The sequence below is a fragment of the Bradyrhizobium sp. SYSU BS000235 genome (assembly GCF_049747295.1).
GTDB lineage: Bacteria > Pseudomonadota > Alphaproteobacteria > Rhizobiales > Xanthobacteraceae > Afipia.
In genome coordinates this window covers 535,362-557,473 of the sequence record NZ_JBMHJM010000001.1, presented here as the reverse complement: position 1 = coordinate 557,473, position 22,112 = coordinate 535,362, and the positions used below count along the sequence as shown (strand labels likewise).

Annotated in this window: 24 protein-coding genes; 18 read left to right on the top strand and 6 right to left on the bottom strand. The window is 59.9% G+C overall.

What is annotated here, in order from left to right; translation table 11 throughout:
• Positions 1–137: 137 nt before the first annotated feature.
• From ACP0KA_RS02510 to ACP0KA_RS02450, 13 genes are all read left to right on the top strand, one after another.
• On the top strand, positions 138–587 hold the full coding sequence (locus ACP0KA_RS02510; RefSeq protein ID WP_424627262.1) for an SRPBCC family protein: 450 nt from the start codon (positions 138–140) through the stop codon (positions 585–587).
• A gap of 180 nt (positions 588–767) precedes the next feature.
• Positions 768–1,253: a (2Fe-2S)-binding protein gene (locus ACP0KA_RS02505; RefSeq protein WP_424627261.1), complete on the top strand. Its 486-nt coding sequence runs from the start codon at positions 768–770 to the stop codon at positions 1,251–1,253.
• 23 nt (positions 1,254–1,276) lie between these two features.
• The gene (locus ACP0KA_RS02500; protein ID WP_424627260.1) at positions 1,277–2,083 is read left to right on the top strand and encodes an FAD binding domain-containing protein; all 807 of its coding nucleotides are present in this window, start codon (positions 1,277–1,279) and stop codon (positions 2,081–2,083) included.
• Between the two features lie 24 nt (positions 2,084–2,107).
• A complete protein-coding gene (locus ACP0KA_RS02495; protein ID WP_424627259.1) occupies positions 2,108–3,025 on the top strand; it encodes an AAA family ATPase in 918 nt (305 codons plus the stop codon).
• A 21-nt stretch (positions 3,026–3,046) separates the two neighbouring features.
• Positions 3,047–4,243: a vWA domain-containing protein gene (locus ACP0KA_RS02490; RefSeq protein WP_424627258.1), complete on the top strand. Its 1,197-nt coding sequence runs from the start codon at positions 3,047–3,049 to the stop codon at positions 4,241–4,243.
• An 11-nt stretch (positions 4,244–4,254) separates the two neighbouring features.
• Positions 4,255–4,584, top strand: a complete 330-nt coding sequence (locus ACP0KA_RS02485) for an XdhC family protein (RefSeq protein WP_424627257.1) — start codon at positions 4,255–4,257, stop codon at positions 4,582–4,584.
• Positions 4,581–5,291 (top strand): XdhC family protein, encoded by a 711-nt coding sequence (locus ACP0KA_RS02480; RefSeq protein ID WP_424627256.1) that lies wholly within the window; start codon positions 4,581–4,583, stop codon positions 5,289–5,291. The genes ACP0KA_RS02485 and ACP0KA_RS02480 overlap by 4 nt, the downstream gene beginning before the upstream one ends.
• Positions 5,288–6,892 (top strand): NTP transferase domain-containing protein, encoded by a 1,605-nt coding sequence (locus ACP0KA_RS02475; RefSeq protein WP_424627255.1) that lies wholly within the window; start codon positions 5,288–5,290, stop codon positions 6,890–6,892. Before ACP0KA_RS02480 ends, ACP0KA_RS02475 begins: the two co-directional genes overlap by 4 nt.
• A gap of 150 nt (positions 6,893–7,042) precedes the next feature.
• On the top strand, positions 7,043–7,396 hold the full coding sequence (locus ACP0KA_RS02470) for a DUF4189 domain-containing protein (RefSeq protein WP_424631470.1): 354 nt from the start codon (positions 7,043–7,045) through the stop codon (positions 7,394–7,396).
• Positions 7,397–7,499: 103 nt separating this feature from the next.
• A complete protein-coding gene (locus ACP0KA_RS02465) occupies positions 7,500–8,204 on the top strand; it encodes a TetR/AcrR family transcriptional regulator (RefSeq protein ID WP_424627254.1) in 705 nt (234 codons plus the stop codon).
• Entirely contained in the window at positions 8,201–8,974 is a 774-nt protein-coding gene (locus ACP0KA_RS02460) for an HlyD family secretion protein (protein ID WP_424627253.1), read from the top strand. The genes ACP0KA_RS02465 and ACP0KA_RS02460 overlap by 4 nt, the downstream gene beginning before the upstream one ends.
• Positions 8,971–9,909 carry an ABC transporter ATP-binding protein gene (locus tag ACP0KA_RS02455; protein WP_424627252.1) on the top strand — a complete coding sequence of 313 codons (939 nt, stop codon included), beginning with the start codon at positions 8,971–8,973 and terminating at the stop codon, positions 9,907–9,909. Before ACP0KA_RS02460 ends, ACP0KA_RS02455 begins: the two co-directional genes overlap by 4 nt.
• The gene (locus ACP0KA_RS02450; RefSeq protein ID WP_424627251.1) at positions 9,906–11,054 is read left to right on the top strand and encodes an ABC transporter permease; all 1,149 of its coding nucleotides are present in this window, start codon (positions 9,906–9,908) and stop codon (positions 11,052–11,054) included. The genes ACP0KA_RS02455 and ACP0KA_RS02450 overlap by 4 nt, the downstream gene beginning before the upstream one ends.
• A gap of 75 nt (positions 11,055–11,129) precedes the next feature.
• On the opposite strand, the gene ACP0KA_RS02445 is transcribed toward ACP0KA_RS02450, so the two are convergent.
• The 3 genes from ACP0KA_RS02445 to ACP0KA_RS02435 all read right to left on the bottom strand — a co-directional run bounded on the left by ACP0KA_RS02445 (position 11,130) and on the right by ACP0KA_RS02435 (position 13,987).
• Complete coding sequence (locus tag ACP0KA_RS02445; RefSeq protein WP_424627250.1) at positions 11,130–12,416, bottom strand: MFS transporter; 1,287 nt, start codon at positions 12,414–12,416, stop codon at positions 11,130–11,132.
• Positions 12,417–12,680: 264 nt separating this feature from the next.
• On the bottom strand, positions 12,681–13,157 hold the full coding sequence (locus ACP0KA_RS02440) for a DUF488 family protein (RefSeq protein ID WP_424627249.1): 477 nt from the start codon (positions 13,155–13,157) through the stop codon (positions 12,681–12,683).
• Positions 13,158–13,183: 26 nt separating this feature from the next.
• A complete protein-coding gene (locus ACP0KA_RS02435) occupies positions 13,184–13,987 on the bottom strand; it encodes a DUF72 domain-containing protein (protein WP_424627248.1) in 804 nt (267 codons plus the stop codon).
• A 292-nt stretch (positions 13,988–14,279) separates the two neighbouring features.
• Here ACP0KA_RS02435 and ACP0KA_RS02430 point away from each other — a divergent pair, with 292 nt between their 5' ends.
• The 5 genes from ACP0KA_RS02430 (at position 14,280) to ACP0KA_RS02410 (ending at position 18,715) form a co-directional block, all read left to right on the top strand.
• Positions 14,280–15,392, top strand: coding sequence for a glycosyltransferase (locus ACP0KA_RS02430; RefSeq protein ID WP_424627247.1), 1,113 nt, complete (start codon positions 14,280–14,282; stop codon positions 15,390–15,392).
• Complete coding sequence (locus tag ACP0KA_RS02425) at positions 15,389–16,912, top strand: glycosyltransferase family 39 protein (protein ID WP_424627246.1); 1,524 nt, start codon at positions 15,389–15,391, stop codon at positions 16,910–16,912. Before ACP0KA_RS02430 ends, ACP0KA_RS02425 begins: the two co-directional genes overlap by 4 nt.
• Positions 16,913–17,003: 91 nt before the next feature.
• The gene (locus ACP0KA_RS02420) at positions 17,004–17,690 is read left to right on the top strand and encodes a DUF899 family protein (RefSeq protein ID WP_424627245.1); all 687 of its coding nucleotides are present in this window, start codon (positions 17,004–17,006) and stop codon (positions 17,688–17,690) included.
• Between the two features lie 32 nt (positions 17,691–17,722).
• Entirely contained in the window at positions 17,723–18,178 is a 456-nt protein-coding gene (locus ACP0KA_RS02415) for a VOC family protein (protein ID WP_424627244.1), read from the top strand.
• A gap of 216 nt (positions 18,179–18,394) precedes the next feature.
• The gene (locus ACP0KA_RS02410) at positions 18,395–18,715 is read left to right on the top strand and encodes a hypothetical protein (protein WP_424627243.1); all 321 of its coding nucleotides are present in this window, start codon (positions 18,395–18,397) and stop codon (positions 18,713–18,715) included.
• A 167-nt stretch (positions 18,716–18,882) separates the two neighbouring features.
• Here ACP0KA_RS02410 and groL read toward each other — a convergent pair whose 3' ends face one another.
• The 3 genes from groL to ACP0KA_RS02395 form a co-directional block, all read right to left on the bottom strand.
• Positions 18,883–20,526, bottom strand: coding sequence for a chaperonin GroEL (gene groL, locus ACP0KA_RS02405; protein WP_424627242.1), 1,644 nt, complete (start codon positions 20,524–20,526; stop codon positions 18,883–18,885).
• Positions 20,527–20,583: 57 nt separating this feature from the next.
• Positions 20,584–20,898 (bottom strand): co-chaperone GroES, encoded by a 315-nt coding sequence (locus ACP0KA_RS02400; protein ID WP_424627241.1) that lies wholly within the window; start codon positions 20,896–20,898, stop codon positions 20,584–20,586.
• Between the two features lie 172 nt (positions 20,899–21,070).
• Positions 21,071–22,108, bottom strand: a complete 1,038-nt coding sequence (locus ACP0KA_RS02395) for an HAD family hydrolase (RefSeq protein ID WP_424627240.1) — start codon at positions 22,106–22,108, stop codon at positions 21,071–21,073.
• Positions 22,109–22,112 lie beyond the last annotated feature (4 nt).

Here is a 22,112-nt window from a genome sequence, read left to right as displayed (position 1 = left end):
GGGGACCCTAGCTGTCACGCCCAAACGTGCCAATAGGCCGCATCAATATTGTACGAGCCTCTTTCCTTTACCGCCTTCGCGGCCTAATTGAGAACTGCCAGCCGCAGATGCGGCATAGCTGAATTCGGAGATATCCCATGGCGATGACGATGACCGGTGAAGTCCAGCTTGCAGCCCCTCGCCAGGTGGTTTGGGACAAGCTCAACGATCCGGAGATTCTCAAAGCCTGCATCCCCGGCTGCGAGGAATTGACCAAGTCGGGCGACAACCAGTTCGAGGCCGTGGCGAAGATGAAAGTCGGTCCAGTCTCCGCGCGCTTTAAAGGCAAGGTCACGCTGAGCGATTTTGATCCGCCGAACAGCTACAAGATTTCAGGTGAGGGCGAGGGCGGCGTCGCCGGTTTCGCCAAAGGCGGAGCGACTGTTGCGCTGGCTGACAAGGATGACGGCACGCTGTTGACATATAATGTCGAGGCTCAGATTGGTGGCAAGCTGGCGCAGCTCGGACAGCGGCTGATCAACGGCTCGGCTAAAAAAGTCGCGGATGAATTTTTTGCGAAATTTGCTGATGCCGTCAAAGCCGGCTGACATCATTTCGGCATAGCTGGTCCTCGCATCAATCAAGTCTTCTTGTGCGGCGCGTCGCGGCCTGAGGTTGCTCATTGCCGCGCAGCCCCATATTATGCGTTTGGAACCATTATAAACACGCCTGCGCCGCTCCCCGCGGCGTTGCGCCAGGCGTCCAGCCGACAAAAATAGAGAGTGTTGATGGCCAAGATTTCACTGATCGTGAACGGCAATCCTGTGACAGCGAATGTCGATCCGCGCACGCTGCTTGTGCAGTTCTTGCGTGAAAACCTCAAGCTGACAGGTACGCATGTCGGGTGCGATACGTCGCAGTGTGGCGCTTGCGTCGTTCATCTCGACGGCAGGGCAGTGAAGGCTTGCACCACGCTGGCGGTGATGGCTGACGGGCATGAAGTCAAGACGATCGAGGGGCTGGCCGCTGACGGCGCTCCGCTGCATCCGATGCAGGAGGCATTCCGTGAGCATCACGGTCTGCAGTGTGGTTTCTGCACGCCCGGCATGATCATGACGGCGGTCGATTTGGTCCACCGCAAGGGCCACGATCTGAGTGACGAGGTCATTCGTGAAGAGCTGGAAGGCAACCTTTGCCGCTGCACCGGCTATCAGAACATCGTCCTGTCCATCGCGGCTGGCGCCAAGGCGATGGCCAAATCCGATCTCGCGTAACGCGCATTCCTGAAGGGCCGGTTATGTACGAATTTAAATATCATCGTCCGGGGACTGTGCGGCAGGCCGCCAACCTTCTCATCAAGAACGAAGACGCGAAGGTGATCGCCGGTGGCCATACACTGGTGCCCGTGATGAAGCAGCGGCTTGCCAGCCCGCCCCATCTTGTCGACCTGTCCCACATCGAGGGACTTAACGGCATCGAGATGAAGGGGCGCAATCTTGTGATCGGCGCCACCGCGACCCATGCGGAAGTTGCAAATTCGGCAGTGGTCGGCGAAGCGATTCCCGCCCTCGCGGAGCTGGCCGGCTTGATCGGCGATCCGGCTGTGCGACACAGGGGCACGATTGGCGGTTCACTCGCGAACAATGATCCGACGGCGGACTATCCGGCGGCGGTCATGGCGCTGGGTGCAACCATCGTCACCAACAAGCGCAAGCTCAAGCCGGAGGAATTCTTCCAGGGGTTGTTCTCCACCTCGCTTGAGCCGGATGAGATCATCACGCGTGTGATGTTCCCGTTGCCGAAGAAGGCTGCGTATCAGAAATTCCGCAATCAGGCGTCGCGTTATGCGCTCGTTGGCGTGTTTGTCGCCAAGCGTCCATCGGATGTGCGTGTTGCTGTGACGGGAGCCGGAAGCGATGGTGTGTTCCGCGTCGATTCTTTTGAAGAGGCGCTGAAGAAGCGGTTCTCTCCGAAGGTGCTGGATGGTCTGACAGTCTCTGCCGAAGGGCTGAACAGTGACCTTCATGGCAGCGCCGAGTACCGCGCGCATCTGATCCAGGTGCTCGCCCGTCGCGCGGTTGAAGCCGCGACGGCGAAAGCCTGAGTTGCCTAAAGATTTGGAGATGGCATGAGTAAGGTCGCAGCGATCCCGGCATCCGTCGATGCAACGCTCGACCTGCTCACCAGCCGTGGCTATCTCGCCGAGCGGTCCCTTGCGACTGTCGTCTATCTTGCCCTGCGCATGGGACGACCGCTGTTTCTGGAAGGCGAAGCGGGTGTCGGAAAGACGGAGATCGCCAAGGTTCTGTCGACGGCCCTTGGCCGCAAGCTGATCCGTCTCCAATGCTACGAGGGTCTCGACGTCGCATCCGCCGTGTATGAGTGGAACAGCGCCGCGCAGATGATTGCCATCCGCCTCGCCGAGGCGAGCGGGGACACCGACCGCGAGCAACTCTCTGCCGATATCTTCGCGGAAAAATATCTCATCAAGCGCCCATTGCTGCAGGCACTGGAACCGGATGTGGCCGGACCGCCGGTGCTTCTGATCGACGAACTCGATCGGGCGGACGAGGCGTTCGAAGCTTATTTGCTCGAAATTCTCAGTGATTTTCAGGTGTCGATTCCCGAATTCGGCACGGTCAAGGCGCCGCAGGCGCCGATCGTCATCGTCACGTCGAACAGGACGCGAGAAATCCACGACGCCCTGAAGCGTCGCTGCCTTTATCACTGGGTCGATTACCCATCGGCCGAACGCGAACTGGCCATCGTCAAATCCCGTGTGCCGAACATCAGCACCAAGCTGTCACAGCAGGTTGTCGGCTTCGTGCAGGCGCTTCGTGAGCAGGATTTGTTCAAGGTTCCAGGCGTGGCCGAAACCATCGATTGGGCGACCGCGCTCACTGAGCTGGATGCGCGTTCGCTGACACCGCAAGTGGTGGGTGATACGCTGGGTGCCTTGTTGAAGTATCAGGACGATATTGGACGCATGCAGGGCGACGCGCTCGCCAAAGTGATCAAGGAAGCCGTCACTGATCCGTCTGCGTGAGACGATGAGCCGGGAATTGTTATGCCGAATGGCGTCGAGACCCCAACGACCGGAATGATCGCCGACAATGTCATCGGCTTTGCGCGGGCATTGCGCGTTGCCGGATTGCCGATTGGTCCCGGCGCGGTGATCGATGCCCTGAACGCGATGCAGCTCATCGACATCGGTCATCGCGCGGACCTGTTCACCACGCTGGAATCGATTTTCGTCAAACGTCACGAGCATGCGCTGATATTCGCGCAGGCGTTCGACCTGTTCTTTCGCCGCGCGGAAGGCACAGACAACATGCTCGACTCCGTGCCGCTGCCGCCTGAGGCGCAAAAGCCGCCTCCGCCGGCTTCCCGCCGGGTGCAGGAAGCGTTCGCGCAAAGCAAGAACGTCGAATCCCACGAGATCGAGGAAAAGGACGTTCAACTCTCGGTCTCGGATCGCGAGGTTCTGCAATCGAAGGACTTCGCGCAGATGAGTGCGGAGGAGATTGCCGAGGTTACGCGCGCCATCGCCCGGATGAAGTTGCCGCAGGCCGAACTGCGGACGCGCCGGTTTGCGCCGGATGCCCGTGGCGAGCGATTGGATCTGCGGCGCACTCTGCGCCGCAGTCTGCGCACCGGCGGCGAGATCGTGAAATTTCAACGGCTAGGGCGGATCGACAAGCCTGCGCCCATCGTCGCGTTGCTCGATATCTCCGGATCGATGACGGAATACACCCGGCTGTTTCTGCAATTCCTGCATGCAATCACGGATGCTCGCAAGCGCGTATCGGTTTTCCTGTTTGGGACTCGTTTGACCAACGTGACGCGGGCGTTGCGGGCGCGCGACCCGGATGAGGCCCTAGCGGCCTGTTCGTCCTGCGTCGAGGACTGGGCCGGCGGCACCCGGATCGCCACCTCACTGCACAACTTCAACAATCTCTGGGGCAGGCGGGTGCTGGGCCAGGGCGCTATTGTCCTGTTGATCTCGGATGGACTTGAGCGCGAGGTTGATTCCAAGCTCGAATTCGAGATGGACCGCCTGCACCGGTCCTGCCGACGTCTGATCTGGCTCAATCCACTGTTGCGCTTTGAGGGGTTTGAGGCCAAGGCTCAGGGCATTAAGATCATGCTACCGCACGTTGATGAGTTCCGCCCCGTGCATAACTTGAATTCGATGGAGAGCTTGATCGCAGCGTTGTCGTCGCCATTGGCGAACCGGCGCCTCGATTCTCGTTCTGCCGCCTGAGGACAACAAAGATGCTGGATCGCGACGAAGATATTTTGAAAGCTGCCGAGGACTGGACCAAAGCCGGTCACGGGGTGGCGCTGGCCACCGTGGTGGAGACGTGGGGCTCAGCGCCCCGTCCGGCTGGATCGAGCCTTGTGATCAATGACGATGGCACCTTCCTTGGTTCGGTGTCCGGCGGATGTGTTGAAGGGGCCGTGGTGACCGAAGCCCTCGATGTCATCGCCAGCGGCGAGCCCAAGATGCTCGAATTTGGTGTGGCCGATGAAACGGCATGGAATGTGGGATTGTCGTGTGGCGGCACTATCCGCGTATTTGTTGAGAAGGTGGGCAACTCTTGAAACAGAATACGCTCGCTGAGCTGAATAGCGAACGCGCCGCGCGCCGTGCTGTTATTGTCATCACCGATGTTTCGAATGGCGACCAGCGTCTTGTGAAGGCGGCAGACATCGCGGCCGATCCGCTGCACGCCGACCTCGACAAGCAACTGCGGATGGGCAAGAGCGGCATGATCGAAGTGGACGGCAAGAAGCTGTTCCTCAACGTTTATGCGCCGACGGCCCGGCTGGTGATCATCGGCGCCGTCCATATCAGCCAAGCCTTGGCGCCATTGGCGCAGTCGCTTGGCTATGATGTCTTCGTCGTTGATCCACGGACGGCGTTTGCTTCCCCCGAGAGATTTCCCGACGTTCCGCTGTTTGCCGACTGGCCCGACGTCGCGTTGCCCCCACTGAACGTTGATCGCTACACGGCATTTGTGGCCTTGACCCACGATCCGAAGATCGATGATCCGGCTTTGTTTCACGCCTTGTCGCGCGACTGCTTCTATATCGGTGCGCTTGGATCGCGAAAAACCCACAGCAAGCGGCTCGATCGGTTGCGAGCACAGGGTGTCTCCGATGAGGCGCTGGCACGAATTCACGCGCCCATCGGTCTTGCCATCGGCGCAATATCGCCGTCGGAAATTGCCGTGTCGATCATGGGAGAGATCACCGCCGTTTTGCGGCTGCCCGCCGAGGCACGGCCCAAAGCGAAGTCTGCAGCATGAAATTCGGCCCTGTTGCACCGGACGATGGTTTGGGTGGCGTGACTGTCCATGCCATTCGCCAGGGATCGCTGGTGCTGAAGAAGGGGACCGTGATCGGTGCCGCTGAAGTTGCCGCGCTGAAGCAGGCCGGTGTTCCTGAAATCGTCGTTGCCCGGCTCGACGACGGTGATGTTTCCGAAGATGAAGCCGCGGCGAGCATTGCATCCGCGATCGCCGGCGAGGGCGTGAGCGTCGAGCGTGCCTTCACGGGACGCGCCAATCTATTTGCCGCGGAAGCCGGCGTGCTGATTGTGGACCGGGATGCGGTCGACCGCATCAATCGCGTCGATGAGGCGATCACCTTTGCAACGTTGTCCGCATTCAAGGCCGTTGTCGCCGGCGAGATGATTGCGACCGTGAAGATCATCCCGTTCGGCGTCGAGGCATCGCTCCGCGATGCCGCCGTCAAGGCGGCGGCTGCGGGACGGATGCGTGTTGCTCCATTCAAGGTCAAGCGGGTGGGAATCGTCTCGACGATTCTGCCGGGCCTTGCGCCGAAGGTGATTGACAAGACCCTGCGTGTGACAGCGGAGCGCCTTGCGCCGGCTGGCGCGACCATTATTGCCGAACGGCGCGTCCCGCATGATGACGAGGCGCTCGCTCCGGCGATCGCGGAATTGCTCAAGCTCGGCGCCGAACTGGTGCTGGTGTTTGGCGCTTCAGCGATCGCGGATCGTCGCGATGTGATCCCGGCAGCGATTGAAGGCATTGGCGGTGCGGTCGAGCATTTCGGCATGCCGGTCGATCCCGGCAATCTCATGCTGGTCGGCACTGTGAACCAGGTCCCGGTCCTCGGCGCGCCGGGTTGCGCACGCTCCCCAAAAGAAAACGGCTTCGACTGGGTGTTGATGCGCCTGCTCGCAGGGCTGGAAGTGACGCGCGCTGATATTACCGGAATGGGCGTTGGCGGATTGCTGATGGAAATCGTCACGCGGCCACAGCCGCGCGTGCCTGTCGGCAGCGATGAGAGCCGCAGCGTTGCGGCTGTGGTTCTTGCCGCTGGCCGCTCCACGCGCATGAATGGGCCGAACAAGATGCTTGCCGAATTGAACGGCAAGAAGCTCGTGCGCATTGCGGTGGAGCAGGCGTTGGCATCGAAAGCCGCGCCCGTGATTGTGGTCACCGGCCACCAGAGCGCGGAAGTTAAGGCTGCGCTCACGGGCCTCGATGTGAGGTTTGTCAGCAATCCGAAGTTTGCGGAGGGACTTGCCACGTCGGTCAAAGCCGGGATCGCGGCTGTTCCCGAGGGGATTGATGGCGCAGTCGTGTGCCTCGGCGACATGCCTCTAATCGATGCGAAGCTGATCGACAAACTGATCGATGCGTTTGCGCCCGATCGCGGTGCGCTGATCGTGGCACCGGTGGCGGACGGACGGCGCGGAAATCCCGTGCTCTGGTCGCGGCGCTTCTTTGCGGAGTTGATGGCGCTGGATGGCGATATCGGTGCGCGACGGTTGATCACCCAACACGCCGAAGCCGTGGCGGAAGTCGAAGTCGAGGGCAAAAGCGCATTCCTCGATATCGACACGCCGGAGATGCTGGCTGAAGCCCAGCGGGCTTGATCACAATTCGTTGTTGAGGATCTGTTTACCTCTCGCATTTCCGTTTCATTCACCAAGTTGAAACGCGCTGTCCCCTAGTTTGGGCTCGATAAGCCTCGGGGGAGGGGATTGGTGTTCGATTGTATCGCCGCGCGGATCTGCGCATTTTTTGTGGCTGCCTGTGTCTCTGCCTTTGTTGTCTCTGTTCCGGCGTCGCCCGCACTTGCCGCGGGCGCGTTGGCGATCGGCAAATGCGGCGCCTATGGTCAGGCGTTCGATTATCCGCGTGAGGACGCTGCGCGTGCGGCTGCGCTGAAGCAATGCAAAGGCGGTGGCTGTACGGCTGTGCCGATGAAACGCGCCTGCGCGGCTCTATCAATCGATATGAAAAATCCCTGCGGTCCCCACGGCTACGCGGTGGCGCCACGCATTTCCAGCGCGCTGAATGAAGCGACGAAGAAGTGCTACGGATTTGGCGGCAAGGAATGTGTGATCCGCGCATGGGTCTGTGACGCCAAGGGCTGAGATCCATCCTCATAAGTATTGCAGAAACAATAGTTTAGCGGATTGAAACGTATTTGCTGTTGCGCCTCTTGAAAATGACTGACCCGTCAGTCATATTTGTCTTATGAGCAAGCAGCCCAAACCCCCGACACAGCCTTCGACGCCAAGTCCGACCGAGCGGCAGCGTTCAAGCGGGCGCGGCGAGGCGAGTGGTTCAAAACGCCCGTCGAAGCGCGCCCTTGGGGCGAGTGAGCGGCGCGAGGCGATTGTCGCCGCCGCGCTCGAGGAATTCACGGCGCGCGGCTTTGCCGCGACGCGCCTCGACGACGTTGCAAAGCGTGCCGGTGTCGCCAAAGGCACGATCTACCTGCACTTCAAGGACAAGGAAGCGCTGTTTCAGGAGCTGGTGCGCACGGCGCTCGTGCCTCTGATTGCGCGCCTGTCCAATCCTCCGACGATGGGAGGCTCGGTTCGCGGCATGATGGAAGGTTTCGCGGATATGCTGGCGCATGAGGTCGTCGGCACGAAGCGCGGCGAGATCGTGCGGCTGATCATCTCCGAAGGCACGCGCTTTCCTGAGTTGGCGGACTTCTACTACCGCGAAGTGGTGGCCCACGGCATCGCCGGGATGCGCAGGCTGGTCGAATACGGAGTCGCCCGCGGCGAGATCCAGAACAAGGGATTGCTTGAGTTTCCGCAGCTCGTGATCGCACCGGCGATCCTGTCTATCGTCTGGCAGGCGCTGTTCGGAAAGATCGCACCGCTCGATACGAAGGCGATGCTGCATGTCCATCTCGATCTGATTTTCAGTGAACGGAGCGCGCCATGACAGCGGCTCGAAAGCTCTTGCGTGTTCTGGGTGTGCTGGCCGCGATGGCGCTGCTTACCGCTTGCGACAACGACAGAAACCCCGGCTTTCAGGGATGGGTGGAGGCCGATCTTATTTTCGTCAGTCCTGACGAGCAGGGGCGCGTGGTTAAGCTCAATGTACGCGAAGGCGATCAGGTTGAAGTCGGTACGCCGCTTTATGCCGTCGATGACGATCTGCAACAGGCCGATCTCAATCAGAGCAACGCAACGCTTGCCAACGCGAAGCAAACCTATGATCGCGCGGCGTCGCTGATGAAAACAGGCTCCGGTACTCAGGCGAACCTGGATTCCGCAATATCCGCGTTACGGGTGGCGGAAGCCCGGGTCAACACATCGCAAACGCGGCTCGCCCGCCGCCGGATGAACGCGCCGATCGCCGGAACAATTCAGCAGATCTATTTTCGCGAAGGCGAAACGGTGCCGGCGCAGCGGCCGGTGGTTTCCATTCTCCCGCCGGGAAACATGAAAGTCCGCTTCTTTGTTCCGGAGCCGGAGTTGCCGAAACTGAAGGTCGGCGATGAAGTTCGTGTGACGTGTGACGGCTGCGCGGACGATCTCACGGCGACCATCTATTTCATTGCCACCATGGCCGAGTATACGCCGCCGGTGATCTACAGCCTCGATGAGCGCTCCAAGCTTGTCTATCTCATCCAGGCACGTCCCAACAAACCGGACAGCCTCCGTGTGGGGCAGCCGGTCAGTATCTTCATGAATGGCAAAGCGCCGTGAGCAGCGAGACCGCGTCCGATATCGCCATCAAAGTGACCGGCCTGTCGAAATCATTCAACGGGCGCGAGGTCGTGCATGATCTGTCGATGCAGGTGAAGCGCGGCTCGATCTATGGCTTCCTCGGGCCTAACGGTTCAGGAAAGACCACGACCATCCGCATGCTGTGCGGACTGCTGACGCCGGACAGCGGCGAGGGGACGTGTCTCGGCTTTGACATCCGGCGCGATGCCGACAAGATCAAACGGCATGTCGGCTATATGACGCAGCGCTTCAGTCTGTATCAGGATCTCTCAGTGCGCGAGAACCTCGAGTTCGTGGCGCGTCTCTACGGTGTCCGCGATCCACGCGGTGCTGCGCGCGACATGATCAAGCGCATCGGCCTGACCGGACGCGAGGAACAGCTCGCCGGCGAATTGTCCGGTGGCTGGAAGCAGCGCCTCGCGTTGGGGGCTTGCACCTTACCAAATCCCCAATTGCTGCTGCTCGATGAACCGACAGCGGGTGTCGATCCCAAGGCGCGGCGTGATTTCTGGAACGAGATTCATGCGCTGGCTGCGGACGGGCTGACAGTGCTCGTTTCGACGCATTACATGGATGAAGCGGAGCGCTGTCACGAGATCGCCTATATCGCCTATGGCAATCTGCTGACGCACGGCACCGTCGAAGCCGTCATCGCCAATTCCGCTCTGACGACCTACACAGTCAGTGGGGAAGGCCTGAACAAGCTGACAACCGACCTCACGGACAAGCCGGGCGTGGACATGGTCGCGCCCTTTGGCAACAACCTGCATGTCTCCAGCCGCGACGAGGCGGCGCTTGAGGCTGCGATTGCGCCTTACAGGAATCAGAGCGGACTTGTCTGGCATAAGTCGGAGCCGTCGCTGGAAGATGTTTTCATCGAGCTGATGAGCCGTTCAAAGGACAACTTCCAATGAGCGCCACTGACGTCATCAACGGCGGCGTCCGCGGTTTCTGGCAGCGCACGTTTGCGATGCTAACCAAGGAGTTCATCCAGCTGCGCCGCGATCGGGTGTCTTTCGCGATGATCGTGATGCTGCCGATCATGCAACTGCTGCTCTTCGGATATGCCATCAACACGACGCCGCGTCATTTGCCCACTGCGGTATTGCTGCAGGAGGATAGTGATCTCGGTCGCTCGGTGCTGAAGGCCATCCAGAACACCGCCTATTTCCGCTTTACGCAGGAAGTGCATACGGTGGCCGAATTTGATTACTTGCTGGAATCCGGCAAGGTTCTGTTCGGCGTTGAAATCCCACGCGGCTTCGAGCGCGGCGTGCGGCGCGGGGACAGGCCCGCGCTGCTGGTTGCAGCCGACGCGACCGACCCGGTTGCAGCAGGTTCTGCTTTGGCTGCATTGGGTCAATTGGTACAGACCGCGCTCAAGAACGATTTGAACGTCGGAGCGCCGCCCGCAATGCCGTTCGAGATCCGCACGCATGCGCGCTACAATCCCGCCGCCGCCTCGCGATTGAATATTGTGCCGGGACTCGTCGGCACCATTCTCACCATGACCATGCTGATCTTCACTGCATTGTCAGTGACGCGAGAGATCGAGCGCGGCACCATGGAAAATCTTCTGGCGATGCCGATCACACCGATCGAGGTGATGCTCGGCAAGATCATTCCCTACATTCTCGTCGGCTTCCTGCAGGCGACCATCATCATCGCGCTGGGATATTTTTTGTTCGGTGTCCCGATCCTCGGCAGCCTGACGATGCTCGCAATCCTGTCCACGCTGTTCATCGCGGCAAACCTGTTGATCGGTTACACGTTTTCGACGATCGCCCAGAACCAGCTGCAGGCGATGCAGATGTCGATGATGTTCTTCCTGCCGAATATCCTGTTGTCCGGTTTCATGTTCCCGTTTGCGGGCATGCCGACCTGGGCGCAGTGGATCGGGGAGGCGCTGCCGCTGACGCACTATATCCGCATCGTGCGCGCCATCATGCTCAAGGGCGCCTCAATGGAGAGCCTGCAGTATGACGCGATCGCCTTGTGCGGCCTGATGCTGGTGGCAATGATCATCGCTGTGACGCGCTTCAGGCGCACGCTGGACTAAAAGCGCGTCAACACAAAAAATAAGAGCGCCGGTTCTGGTCATCAGAACCGACGCTCTTAGCGTTCGCCTGCTATTCTATGCGGTGGCAGGAGCGGCCTGTTTGGTGGGCAGCTTCACCGAGACCACCGCAATGGCCGCGACGATGCACAGCGCACCGGCAAAGAAGAAGGCGGGCAGGTAGCTTTCAAGCAGCGTGCGTGTCAGGCCCGCTCCGAAGGCAGCCGATGCAGAGCCGATCTGATGACCGACGAACACCCAGCCGAACACCATGCCGGCGCGCTCAGGACCGAAGTTTTTGACCGACAGTTTGACCGTCGGCGGCACCGTGGCGATCCAGTCGAGACCATAGAACATCGCGAACAGTGACAGCCCGTAGAACGAGAAGTCCGTGAACGGCAGGAACACCAGCGAAAGCCCGCGCAGCCCATAGTACCAGAACAAAAGCCAGCGGTTGTTGTAACGGTCGGACAGCCAGCCGGACATAATGGTGCCGAAGAAATCGAAAATGCCCATGGCCGCCAGCAGGGTCGCGGATGTGGTTGCGGGAATGCCGAAGTCGGCGCACATCGGGATCAGGTGCGTCTGGACAAGTCCATTGGTGCTGGCGCCGCAGATGAAGAATGTCCCGAACAGGACCCAGAACACGCGGGTTTGGGATGCATCCTTCAACACGGTGAAGACAGTCGAGACTGTCGGCGGATGGGCCGGCTTCGCAACCGGCGTGCTGCCGTCGTCGCCGAAGGGCAGCATTTTCAGATCAGATGGCCGATCCCGCATCAGCAGGAAGACCAGACACGCGGCGATGACCAGCATCACGCACATCAGCCCCAACGCTGTGCGCCATCCCATGGCATCGGTCACATGTGCGAGGATCGGCAGGAAAATCAACTGCCCGGTTGCCACACTGGCGGACAGGATGCCGACGACAAGGCCGCGCCGTGCAACGAACCAGCGGGCCGCGACGGTGGCACCGAGCACCATCGCCGTCATGCCCGTGCCAAATCCGACGACGAATCCCCACAGCGCGATCAGGTGCCAGGCCTGTGTCATTGCGAGCGACGCGAGCAGGCCGGCGGCAATAATCGTCAGCGCCGACACCACCACTTTCCGAAGGCCGAAGCGCTCCATCAGCGCGGCAGCAAAGGGAGCCATCAGGCCGAACAACAGCAGGCGGATCGACAGCGCGGACGATATTTGAGTGGTGGACCAGCCAAATTCCTTTTCAAGCGGCAGGATAAAGACGCCTGGGGCGCCGACCGACGCCGAACTGATCAGCGACGTCAGAAACGTCACGGCCACCATGACCCAACCGTAGTGAATATCCCGCTTGGCGAGGCGTGCGGCGACCCATGATGATAGCATTGCTGATCCTGGCTGGTTTTCGGCGGTGTAACTACCACCCGTCGAAGGCGAAGTCTTTTAATATGATATCTATCATATCATTCAAGGCAAATGCATGTATTTTTCCGGAAACGGCCTGAAATCTTTGTGATTTCAAACCGGTACCTGATCATAACAGCCGGTGAACAGCTTTGTCTTGTAGGCTATTGCGGTGTTGGCCGCGCCGGATTGGGGACGGGTCAGGAGAGGCAGCAGCTTCTTGGAGCTCGTCGGCGAACGATGTGATCAGGCGAGGTCCGGGTCAAATTGGAAGGCGACGAGATTGTCGATCTTGACGCCCTCGCGGTCCGCGATGATCTCCGCAATGAACTTGCGGTGACACGCATTGTGATCGCGCTCGTAGCAGAGAATGCACACTGGTCCAGCCTTCATCACGAGCGCATCAAGCTCATCCATTTCTGCGCGGGCTTGCGGCGTCTTGAGATGGGCGTGATAGATTTTCGTCAGCGCTTTCATATCGCCTTTGCGTGCGGCTTCACGCCCTTCTTTCGGGGTGCCGAGGCCGCGCAAATGAAGATACGAAATGCCGCGCGCATCGAGCCCGGCGGCAAGTTGCGTTTTGGAAAATCCAGGACGGCGCGAAGAGGCAATCGCCCGCACATCGACCAGCAGTTTGACGCCGGCCTGCTGAAGCTCGTCGAGCACGGCCTTGGCCGGGGTCTGCTCGTAACCAATGGTGAAAAGCTTTTTAGCTTTGGCCATTTATCGCCTCGCGCAGGTTATGTCGCTCACTTCACGCGTTCGATCAATTCCATCGCGCCTGCCGGCGCTCGGATTTTGCCCTCGTGAATGACATAGGCGAAGACGTCCCGAGGCTGCTTCTTGGCGGACGTTTTGTCGGAGCGGGGCAGATCGTCCGGTTCGCCGCCTTGAGCCCAAAGCTTGAGGCGATCTGCCCACTTATCCAGCTCCTTCGGGGGATAGCAGGTCTTGATCGTATCGTTGCCGGTCTGCAGCCGCGCATAAACGAAATCCGTCGTGACGTCGGCAATGGCCGGATATTTGGCGTGATCGGCGTAAACGACGGCGACTTGGAATTTGCGCAGCAGGGCGATGAAGTCCGGCGTGCAGAAGCTGTCATGCCGCACTTCAACCACGTGACGCAGCTCGCGACCCTCCAGCTTGCGCGGAAGCAGTTCGAGAAACGCCCCGAAATCGGCTTCATCGAACTTCTTGGTCGGTGCGAACTGCCACAGCACCGGGCCAAGCCGGTCACGCAGCTCAAGGACCCCGGAATCGTAGAAGCGCTGAATGGAATCACCGGCTTCAGCCAGCACGCGACGATTGGTGGCAAATCTCGGCCCTTTGAGCGAGAAGATGAAGTCATCGGGGACCTCGCTGGCCCATTTGCGAAAGCTTTCCGGCTTCTGGGAACCGTAATAGGTGCCGTTGATCTCGATCGATGTCAGTTTCGACGCGGCGTAGGACAGCTCCTTCGCCTGGGTCAGCTTCTCGGGGTAAAAGACGCCCCTCCAGGGCGCGAAGGTCCAGCCGCCGATGCCGATGTGGATTTGCCCTGATTTCTTGGCCATTTCGCCTCTTTCCTGACCCTTGCAGAATACCTTGGTCGTACCTATTTCTCTTTCAACGGCGACGTTGCAGCTCTGGCTCCGTCGTTGGGACGACCACGAGAAGATACCGTAGGAGACTTGAGCGCGCCGGATGTACGCGCAGTCTTAAATCTCCCGCAGGATCCCTCCGTGGTCGTTGGCATTTCTGGGCCTCATATCCCGCTTTTCCGACCCGATTTCCGTTGGTTATACACGGCCAGAACCCGTCGAGGATATCTTGGCATCCACCGGTCCCCCGGATATACGCTCTCCCATGATTGAGGCTTCCATCCCCGGGGCAGCCGCCGCACGGCAACTGTGCGTGGTGGTGCCGACCTTTAACGAGCGCGATAACGTCCCCAAGCTTTTCGCCAAGCTGGAGGCGGCGCTTGCCGGTATTTCCTGGGAAGTCATTTTCGTCGATGACAATTCGCCGGATGGCACCTCGGATGTGGCGCGGAGCCTGGCGCAATCTGACGCCAGAGTGCGCTGTATCCGCCGCATAGGCCGGCGCGGTTTATCCGGCGCCTGTATCGAGGGCATCCTGGCTTCGTCCGCCCCATTCGTGGCGGTCATGGACGCTGATTTACAGCACGACGAAACGCAGCTTCCGAAGATGCTTGCACTGCTGCAGGCCAAGCAGGCAGAGCTCGTCGTCGGTAGCCGCTATGTCAGCGGTGGCGATACCGGAAATTTCAATAGCACGCGCCTTGGGGGCAGCGTGTTTGCGACGACGATCGCGAAGAAGTTGCTGCATATCGATGTCGCCGATCCGATGAGCGGATTCTTCATGATCCGGCGGGATCGCTTCGAACAGTTGGCGCCCGCGCTGTCGGTGCAGGGCTTCAAGATTCTTCTTGATATTGTCGCCAGCGCGCACGGCAAGTTGCGCGTGGTCGAGGTTCCTTATTCCTTCGGCGAGCGTCTGCACGGCGAGAGCAAGCTGGACTCCAGAGTGGTGCTGGATTTTCTCGGGCTGGTCCTCGCGAAGTTGACGCGGGATCTGGTCTCGCTCCGCTTCGTGCTGTTTGCTGTGGTTGGATCGCTCGGCCTTCTGGTTCATCTGGTTTCCCTTTACACAGCGCTTGCACTCTCCGTCCCGTTTGCGCATGCACAGGCTTTGGCTGCGCTGGTGGCGATGACCGGAAATTTCCTGCTCAACAATCGCCTCACGTACCGGGATCAGCGACTGAAGGGTGTCGCACTGATCCGCGGTCTGTTGCTGTTTTATCTCGTCTGTAGCGTCGGGCTTCTAGCCAACGTCGGCGTCGCGTTCTCCGTCTACAATCAAGAACCGATCTGGTGGCTCGCAGGCGTTGCCGGGGCGCTGATGGGCGTGGTGTGGAATTATGGCGTGTCGAGCCTGTTTGTCTGGCGCGCCAAATGATTTCAGATGCATTGAAGCCTCGTCGCGTGGCGCTGATCGTCGGCGCTTTGGTGCTCTTGAGGCTGGTGGTGGCGGCTGTCACGCCGCTGACATTCGACGAAGCCTATTACTGGACCTGGTCCAAGCATCTCGCCGGAGGGTACTACGACCATCCGCCGGCAGTTGCACTCGTGATCCGCCTCGGCACCATGATCGCGGGCGACACCGAGTTAGGCGTTCGTCTGGTGTCGATCCTGCTGGCGCTTCCCATGAGCTGGGCCGTGTACCGCGCGGCGGAAATTCTCTTTGGTGACGTCCGGATCGCGGCACTCTCGGCGATCCTTCTCAATGCGACGATGATGGTCGGAGCGGGGCTTGTCATTGTAACTCCTGATGCGCCCCTGATGGTGACATCGGCGTTCGTGCTGTTGTTCCAGGCCAAGGTGCTGCAAACGGGCCGCGGTGTCTGGTGGCTCGCCGTCGGCGCGGCGGTGGGGTGTGCGCTGGTGTCGAAATACACCGCGCTGTTTTTCGGGGCGCAAATCCTGCTGTGGCTGTTGCTTGCGAAAGACATGCGCCGCTGGCTGGCGTCGCCATGGCCGTATCTGGGTGGTGTGCTTGCGTTTGTGATCTTCTCGCCAGTGCTGCTCTGGAATGCTGACCACCACTGGGTCTCGTTCATCAAGCAATTAGGGCGCGCGCGCGTCGAGGGGATGACCCTCAAATTCATCGCGGAGACGATACCAGCGCAGATCGCCTTCGCGACGCCGTCGGTCTTCATCCTCGGTGTCTTTGGCCTTTATGCATTGTTGAAACGCAGTGAACATAAACCTGATACGCAAGCGGCGGCGCGAACCCTGATCAACACCAGTTTCTGGATCATCTTCGTCTACTTCATCTGGCATTCGCTTCACGCCCGCGTGGAAGCGAACTGGCTGGGGCCCGTCTATCCGGCGTTTTCAATCGCTGCGGCCTATGCCGCATTTGGCAGGACCTGGGCTGCACGAGAGCAGTGGACAATCGATCTGTCTCGCCGCTGGGCCTTGCCCATCGGGGTGTTGTTGTTCGTGGCTCTGATCGTGCAGGCCAATACGGGACTATTCACCGGTTTCCGGCGCGACCCGACCGTCCGCTCCGTTGCCGTGGGCTGGCGGGAGCTTGCGAAAGAGATCGAAGCAACGCGTATTCGCATTGGCGCAAGTTGCGTGGTGGCGGAAGACTACGGTACCACGTCGTTGCTTGCGTTCTATCTGCCCAAAGGAACATGCGTCGCGCAGCGCAATCAGCGAATTCGCTGGGTCAACATGCCCGAGCCAGAGCCGGCCTTGTTGATGGGAAAGCTTCTTCTGGTTGGCGATGTTTTCCCTCAGGGCCCGGTGCACCTGGCGGGACAATACGAACGCGTCGAAAAGCTTGCGAATATTGAGCGCAAGCGCAGCGGTGTTCCAGTGGAGACCTACCAGCTTTCGCTGCTGGATACGCCGAAAGGTGATCTGCTTGACCGCTCGCCGCCTCCGGAGCTTGGCGGGCCTGCACACTAAAAAGGCGACGCCGGCCGCTTTGTGACAGGACTTGAGGCTGCGAACCGAAGTCTCGCGCAGGCGTTATCTCCCGATCAAGGAGAAGCCGCCAATGGAGCTCAAGCCCGCCGCAGACCTCGCCAACGCCAATGGTGCACGTTACCCCAATGAGAGCGAAGCCTACCGCCGTGCGCGCACGGCATTGCTCGCGGAGGAGATCGAACTACGCCGTCACATCGAACGCGTTGCCGCAATGCGGCGTGCATTGCCGCCGGGCGGTGAAGTTCGCGACGATTACCGTTTCGACGGCGAGAGCGGACCCGTCTCATTCAAGCAACTGTTTGGCGACAAGCAAACGCTGGTGATCTACTCTTATATGTTCGGTCCGCAGCGCAAGGCGCTGTGCCCGATGTGTACGTCCTTGATGGGCGCATGGGAAAACCAGGTTGCCTATCTCGAGCAGCGTATGGCATTCGTCTGTATCGCTCGCTCGCCAATCGAGCGGCTGACCGCAGCCAAGGAGGCGCTTGGCTGGCACAAGCTGAAAGTTTACTCCGACAGCAGCGGTGATTTCACCCGTGATTACGTCAGCGCAGAAGATGCGGACATTCCGGCTTACAACGTTTTCACGCGCCGGGATGGGACGATCCGCCATTTCTGGAGCAGCGAGATGGGCGCCGGGACAGCCGATCCAGGTCAGGATCCGCGCGGTGCGCCGGACCTTGATCCGCTCTGGACACTTCTCGACACCACGCCCGAAGGGCGGGGAAGCGACTGGTATCCGAAGCTGAACTATTAGGGGCTGGCAGATCTACATGAGGGAGGACGCTCATGTCACGAAAAGCGAAACCGATTCCGGACGGATTTGACACGGTCACGCCTTACATCGTGGCTGATGACGCCAACGAGGTCATTCACTTCATGCAAAAGGCATTTGGTGCAGAGCTGGATCATCCGCCGATGAAGCGTCCGGATGGAAGGATCATGCATGCAACGATGAAGGTCGGAAGTTCGCGTGTGATGCTTGCGGATTCCTCCGATCGCGCGATGGCGTCGCCGGTGATGCTCTATGTGTATGTGCCGGACGTGGATTCCGTCTATCAATCCGCGCTGGCGGCAGGCGGCACTTCGATCATGGAGCCGTCGGACATGTTCTACGGCGATCGCAGCGGGGGCGTGACCGACGTGGCAGGCAATCAGTGGTTCATCGGCACGCGCATTGAGGATATCGCACCGGAAGAACTGCAGAAGCGCGCCGATGCGATGTTTAAAGACAACGCAGCGTAGGCGGCTGCTTCTCGCCGGAAGTGTGTTCCTCTTCCATCGGAAGTTTGCGCCCCGGCGAATGATCGCGCACTGAGCACAGTTCCGGAGTGTTACGATTGCAAGACATGCAGCGCACACAAATGAGCTAGTCGCTTTTTCATTCAGATGTGAAGACGACATTCGGAACCCGTCCGATGGCCGATGAGTTTTCCCCTCGCTATCGGAGGACTAGAGGCCATGGCATCACACAAGAAGCTTGGGTTGATTGCGGCGATTGCCGTCATTTCATGCGGGCCGACATCGGCTTTCGCGCAGGGCACTGAACAACAACGCGAAGCCTGCACGCCGGACGCGTTCCGTTTGTGCGGGCAGTTCATGCCCGATGCGGGGCGTGTCGAATCCTGTTTGCGCAATGCGGGGCCGAGGTTAAGTCCGGCCTGTTACGTGGTTTTCAATCCACCTCGTGACGATTCGTCCCAACGCGCGTCACGTCGTCGGAATGTGCCACCGCCGCAATCTTCGCCACCCTCTCGTTACGAGGATGATGACGACGATTAATTAGAGGTCATCTGGCGGCTACAGATCATTTTCGTAAAATTCTTCCATCGGAGCGTCTAAGCAGTTCGCTCGCGGTGCGCGGCTGCATATTTCGATCCACAAACAAAAACCCCGGCATTGCTGCCGGGGTTTTGCATTCTTTGATCGCTTGAGCGAAGCGACTGGACTTAGAAGTCCATGCCGCCCATGCCGCCGCCCGGAGGCATGCCGCCGCCGGCTGCGCCGCCCTTCTTGGGCAGCTCGGCGATCATCGCCTCGGTGGTGATCAGAAGCGAAGCAACCGAAGCTGCGTTCTGGATCGCCGCACGCACGACCTTGGTCGGGTCGATGATGCCCTTGGAGACGAGGTTGACGTATTCGCCCGACTGCGAGTCGAAGCCGTAAGCATACTGCTCCTTCTCGAGGATCTTGCCGACGATGACCGAACCGTCTTCGCCTGCGTTCATGGCGATCTGGCGGGCTGGAGCGGAGAGCGCCTTGCGGACGATCTCGACACCGGTCTTCTGGTCGTCGTTCTTGGTGCGGATGCCCTTGAGCTGCTCGGAAGCACGGAGCAGAGCGACGCCGCCGCCCGGTACGATGCCTTCTTCGACAGCCGCGCGGGTTGCATGCATCGCGTCATCAACGCGATCCTTGCGCTCCTTCACTTCGACTTCGGTCGCGCCGCCGACGCGGATCACCGCGACGCCGCCTGCGAGCTTGGCGAGACGTTCCTGGAGCTTCTCACGGTCGTAGTCCGAGGTGGTCTCTTCGATCTGCGCCTTGATCTGCGCAACGCGAGCTTCGATGTCGGCCTTCTTGCCGGCGCCGTTGACGATTGTGGTGTTTTCCTTGTCGATCATCACCTTCTTGGCGCGGCCGAGCATCTGCAGGGTCACGTTCTCGAGCTTGATGCCGAGATCTTCCGAGATCGCCTGGCCGCCGGTCAGGATCGCGATGTCCTGCAGCATGGCCTTGCGGCGATCGCCGAAGCCAGGAGCCTTGACGGCAGCAACCTTGAGGCCGCCACGCAGACGGTTGACCACGAGGGTCGCGAGGGCTTCGCCTTCCACGTCTTCAGCGACGATGACGAGCGGCTTGCCGGTCTGCACCACGGCTTCGAGCAGCGGCAGCAGTTCGTTCAGCGAGGAGAGCTTCTTCTCGTTGATGAGGACGTAAGCGTCGTCGAATTCAACGCGCATCTTGTCGGCGTTGGTGACGAAGTAGGGGGAGATGTAGCCGCGGTCGAACTGCATGCCTTCGACGACGTCGAGTTCGGTTTCGAGCGACTTGGCTTCTTCAACCGTGATGACGCCCTCGTTGCCGACCTTCTTCATAGCGTCGGCAAGGAACTTGCCGATTTCGCTGTCGCCGTTGGCCGAAATAGTGCCGACCTGGGCGATTTCTTCGTTCGAAGTGACCTTCTTCGAATTCTTCTGGAGGTCCGCAACGACGGCTTCGACCGCGAGGTCGATACCGCGCTTCAGGTCCATCGGATTCATGCCGGCGGCGACCGACTTGGCGCCTTCCTTCACGATCGCCTGAGCGAGCACGGTTGCGGTGGTGGTGCCGTCACCGGCGAGATCCGCCGACTTCGAAGCCACTTCGCGCACCATCTGGGCGCCCATGTTCTCGAACTTGTCGTCGAGTTCGATGTCCTTGGCGACGGTGACGCCGTCCTTGGTGATGCGGGGAGCGCCGAACGACTTGTCGAGAACGACGTTACGGCCCTTCGGACCGAGCGTCACCTTCACCGCGTTGGCGAGGATGTCGACACCGCGCAGCATCTTGTCGCGTGCGTCTACGCCGAATTTGACTTCTTTAGCTGACATTGTGGATTTCCTTAAAGTTCAGGAACGTTTGGAAAATCAATGGGAGGAGAGAAGGGCTCAGGCGGCCTTCTTCTTGGACGAGCCGTCGGTGATGACGCCCATGATGTCGCTTTCCTTCATGATCAGGACTTCCTGACCGTCGATCTTGACCTCGGTGCCGGACCACTTGCCGAACAGGACGATGTCACCGACCTTGAGGTCGATCGGGATGAGCTTGCCGGCCTCATCGCGGCCGCCCTGACCCACCGACAGGATCTCGCCCTGGGAGGGCTTTTCCTTAGCGGTGTCGGGAATGATGATGCCGCCAGCGGTCTTCTCTTCGGCGTCGATACGCTTAACCACGACGCGGTCGTGAAGCGGACGGAATTTCATGCAGTCCTCCTAAATACTTGAAGATGCTTTGGTTTGTGATTTTGGCAGTCTCGATAGGAGAGTGCTATCGAAACGTGACCCGGACATAGGCTGGACCCGCAGCGCGGGCAAGAGGGTCTAGCAAACTTTTTGGCACTCAAAAATGGCGACTGCCAAACTTCGTTAAGCACCGTTAACTAGCTTCAAATGGGAAAATCCGCTTCCAGTCCCGCTTCATGTCCGCCACCGTCCATTTGTTGATGGCGGCCGCGTCCAGCGCCTTGTCGAGGCGGCCGAAGTGGGACTGGCGGTCGTAGGCGTATTCCCGTTCCGCATCGGTGTGATGGACGATCAGCCCGAAGCGCGCCCGGTTGCCGTCCATGGTGGTCCATTGCAGCATCTCGAGATCACCGTCCGAGTTCCCGAACGCCGCGATCGGGCGGCGGCCGATATATTCGTAGATGCCGACAGGCTTACCCGCCTTGTCGTCGATGAAATTGACCTCGGGCAGACGGAACAGCGTCGGCACATCGCCGCGCATCTGAAATCGTGTCTTGATCGATGAGCCGACGACCTGCTGAGGCGGAACGCCATAGATCCTCTCGGTCCATGGACGCATGAATTCGACGCCGCCGCCCGAGACGATGAATGTCTTGAAGCCATTGGCGCGAAGGTAGGCGAGCAGCTCCAGCATCGGCTGATAAACCAGCTCGGTGTAGGGGCGCTTGAAACGCGGGTGGCGCGCGGTGGCGAGCCAGTCGGTCACGATCGTGGTGAATTCATCCGCGGTCATGTCCGCGTGCGTCACCGCCACGAGCTGCATCAGTCCTTTTTCGCCCGATGCGGCCAGTGTTTTCATGTCGCCATCCAGCACGGCCTTGAACGGCTGTTTGGTTTTCCAGCTTGGATTTTGCGGCGCCAGCGTTTTGACGCGGCTGAGAACGAAAGCAAGCTGGACGTACATCGGCTGTTCGACCCAGAGCGTTCCGTCATTGTCGAAGGTTGCGATGCGCTGATCTTCCGGCACGAAGTCCGGGCCTTGCGTGGTCACTCGTGTGACAAACTGCGTGATCGAATCCTTCACGCGGCCAGCGTTCCAGGACGGCAGCTGATCGGCTTGCGCCAACGCGGGTGTGAGACGCAGCGGTCCGATCAGAGTGGGGATCGCAGCGAGTGTTGAGAGCAGGGTTCGGCGGCTGAGGCCACGGGCAGGAGACCGGGTTGATTTCATTTCA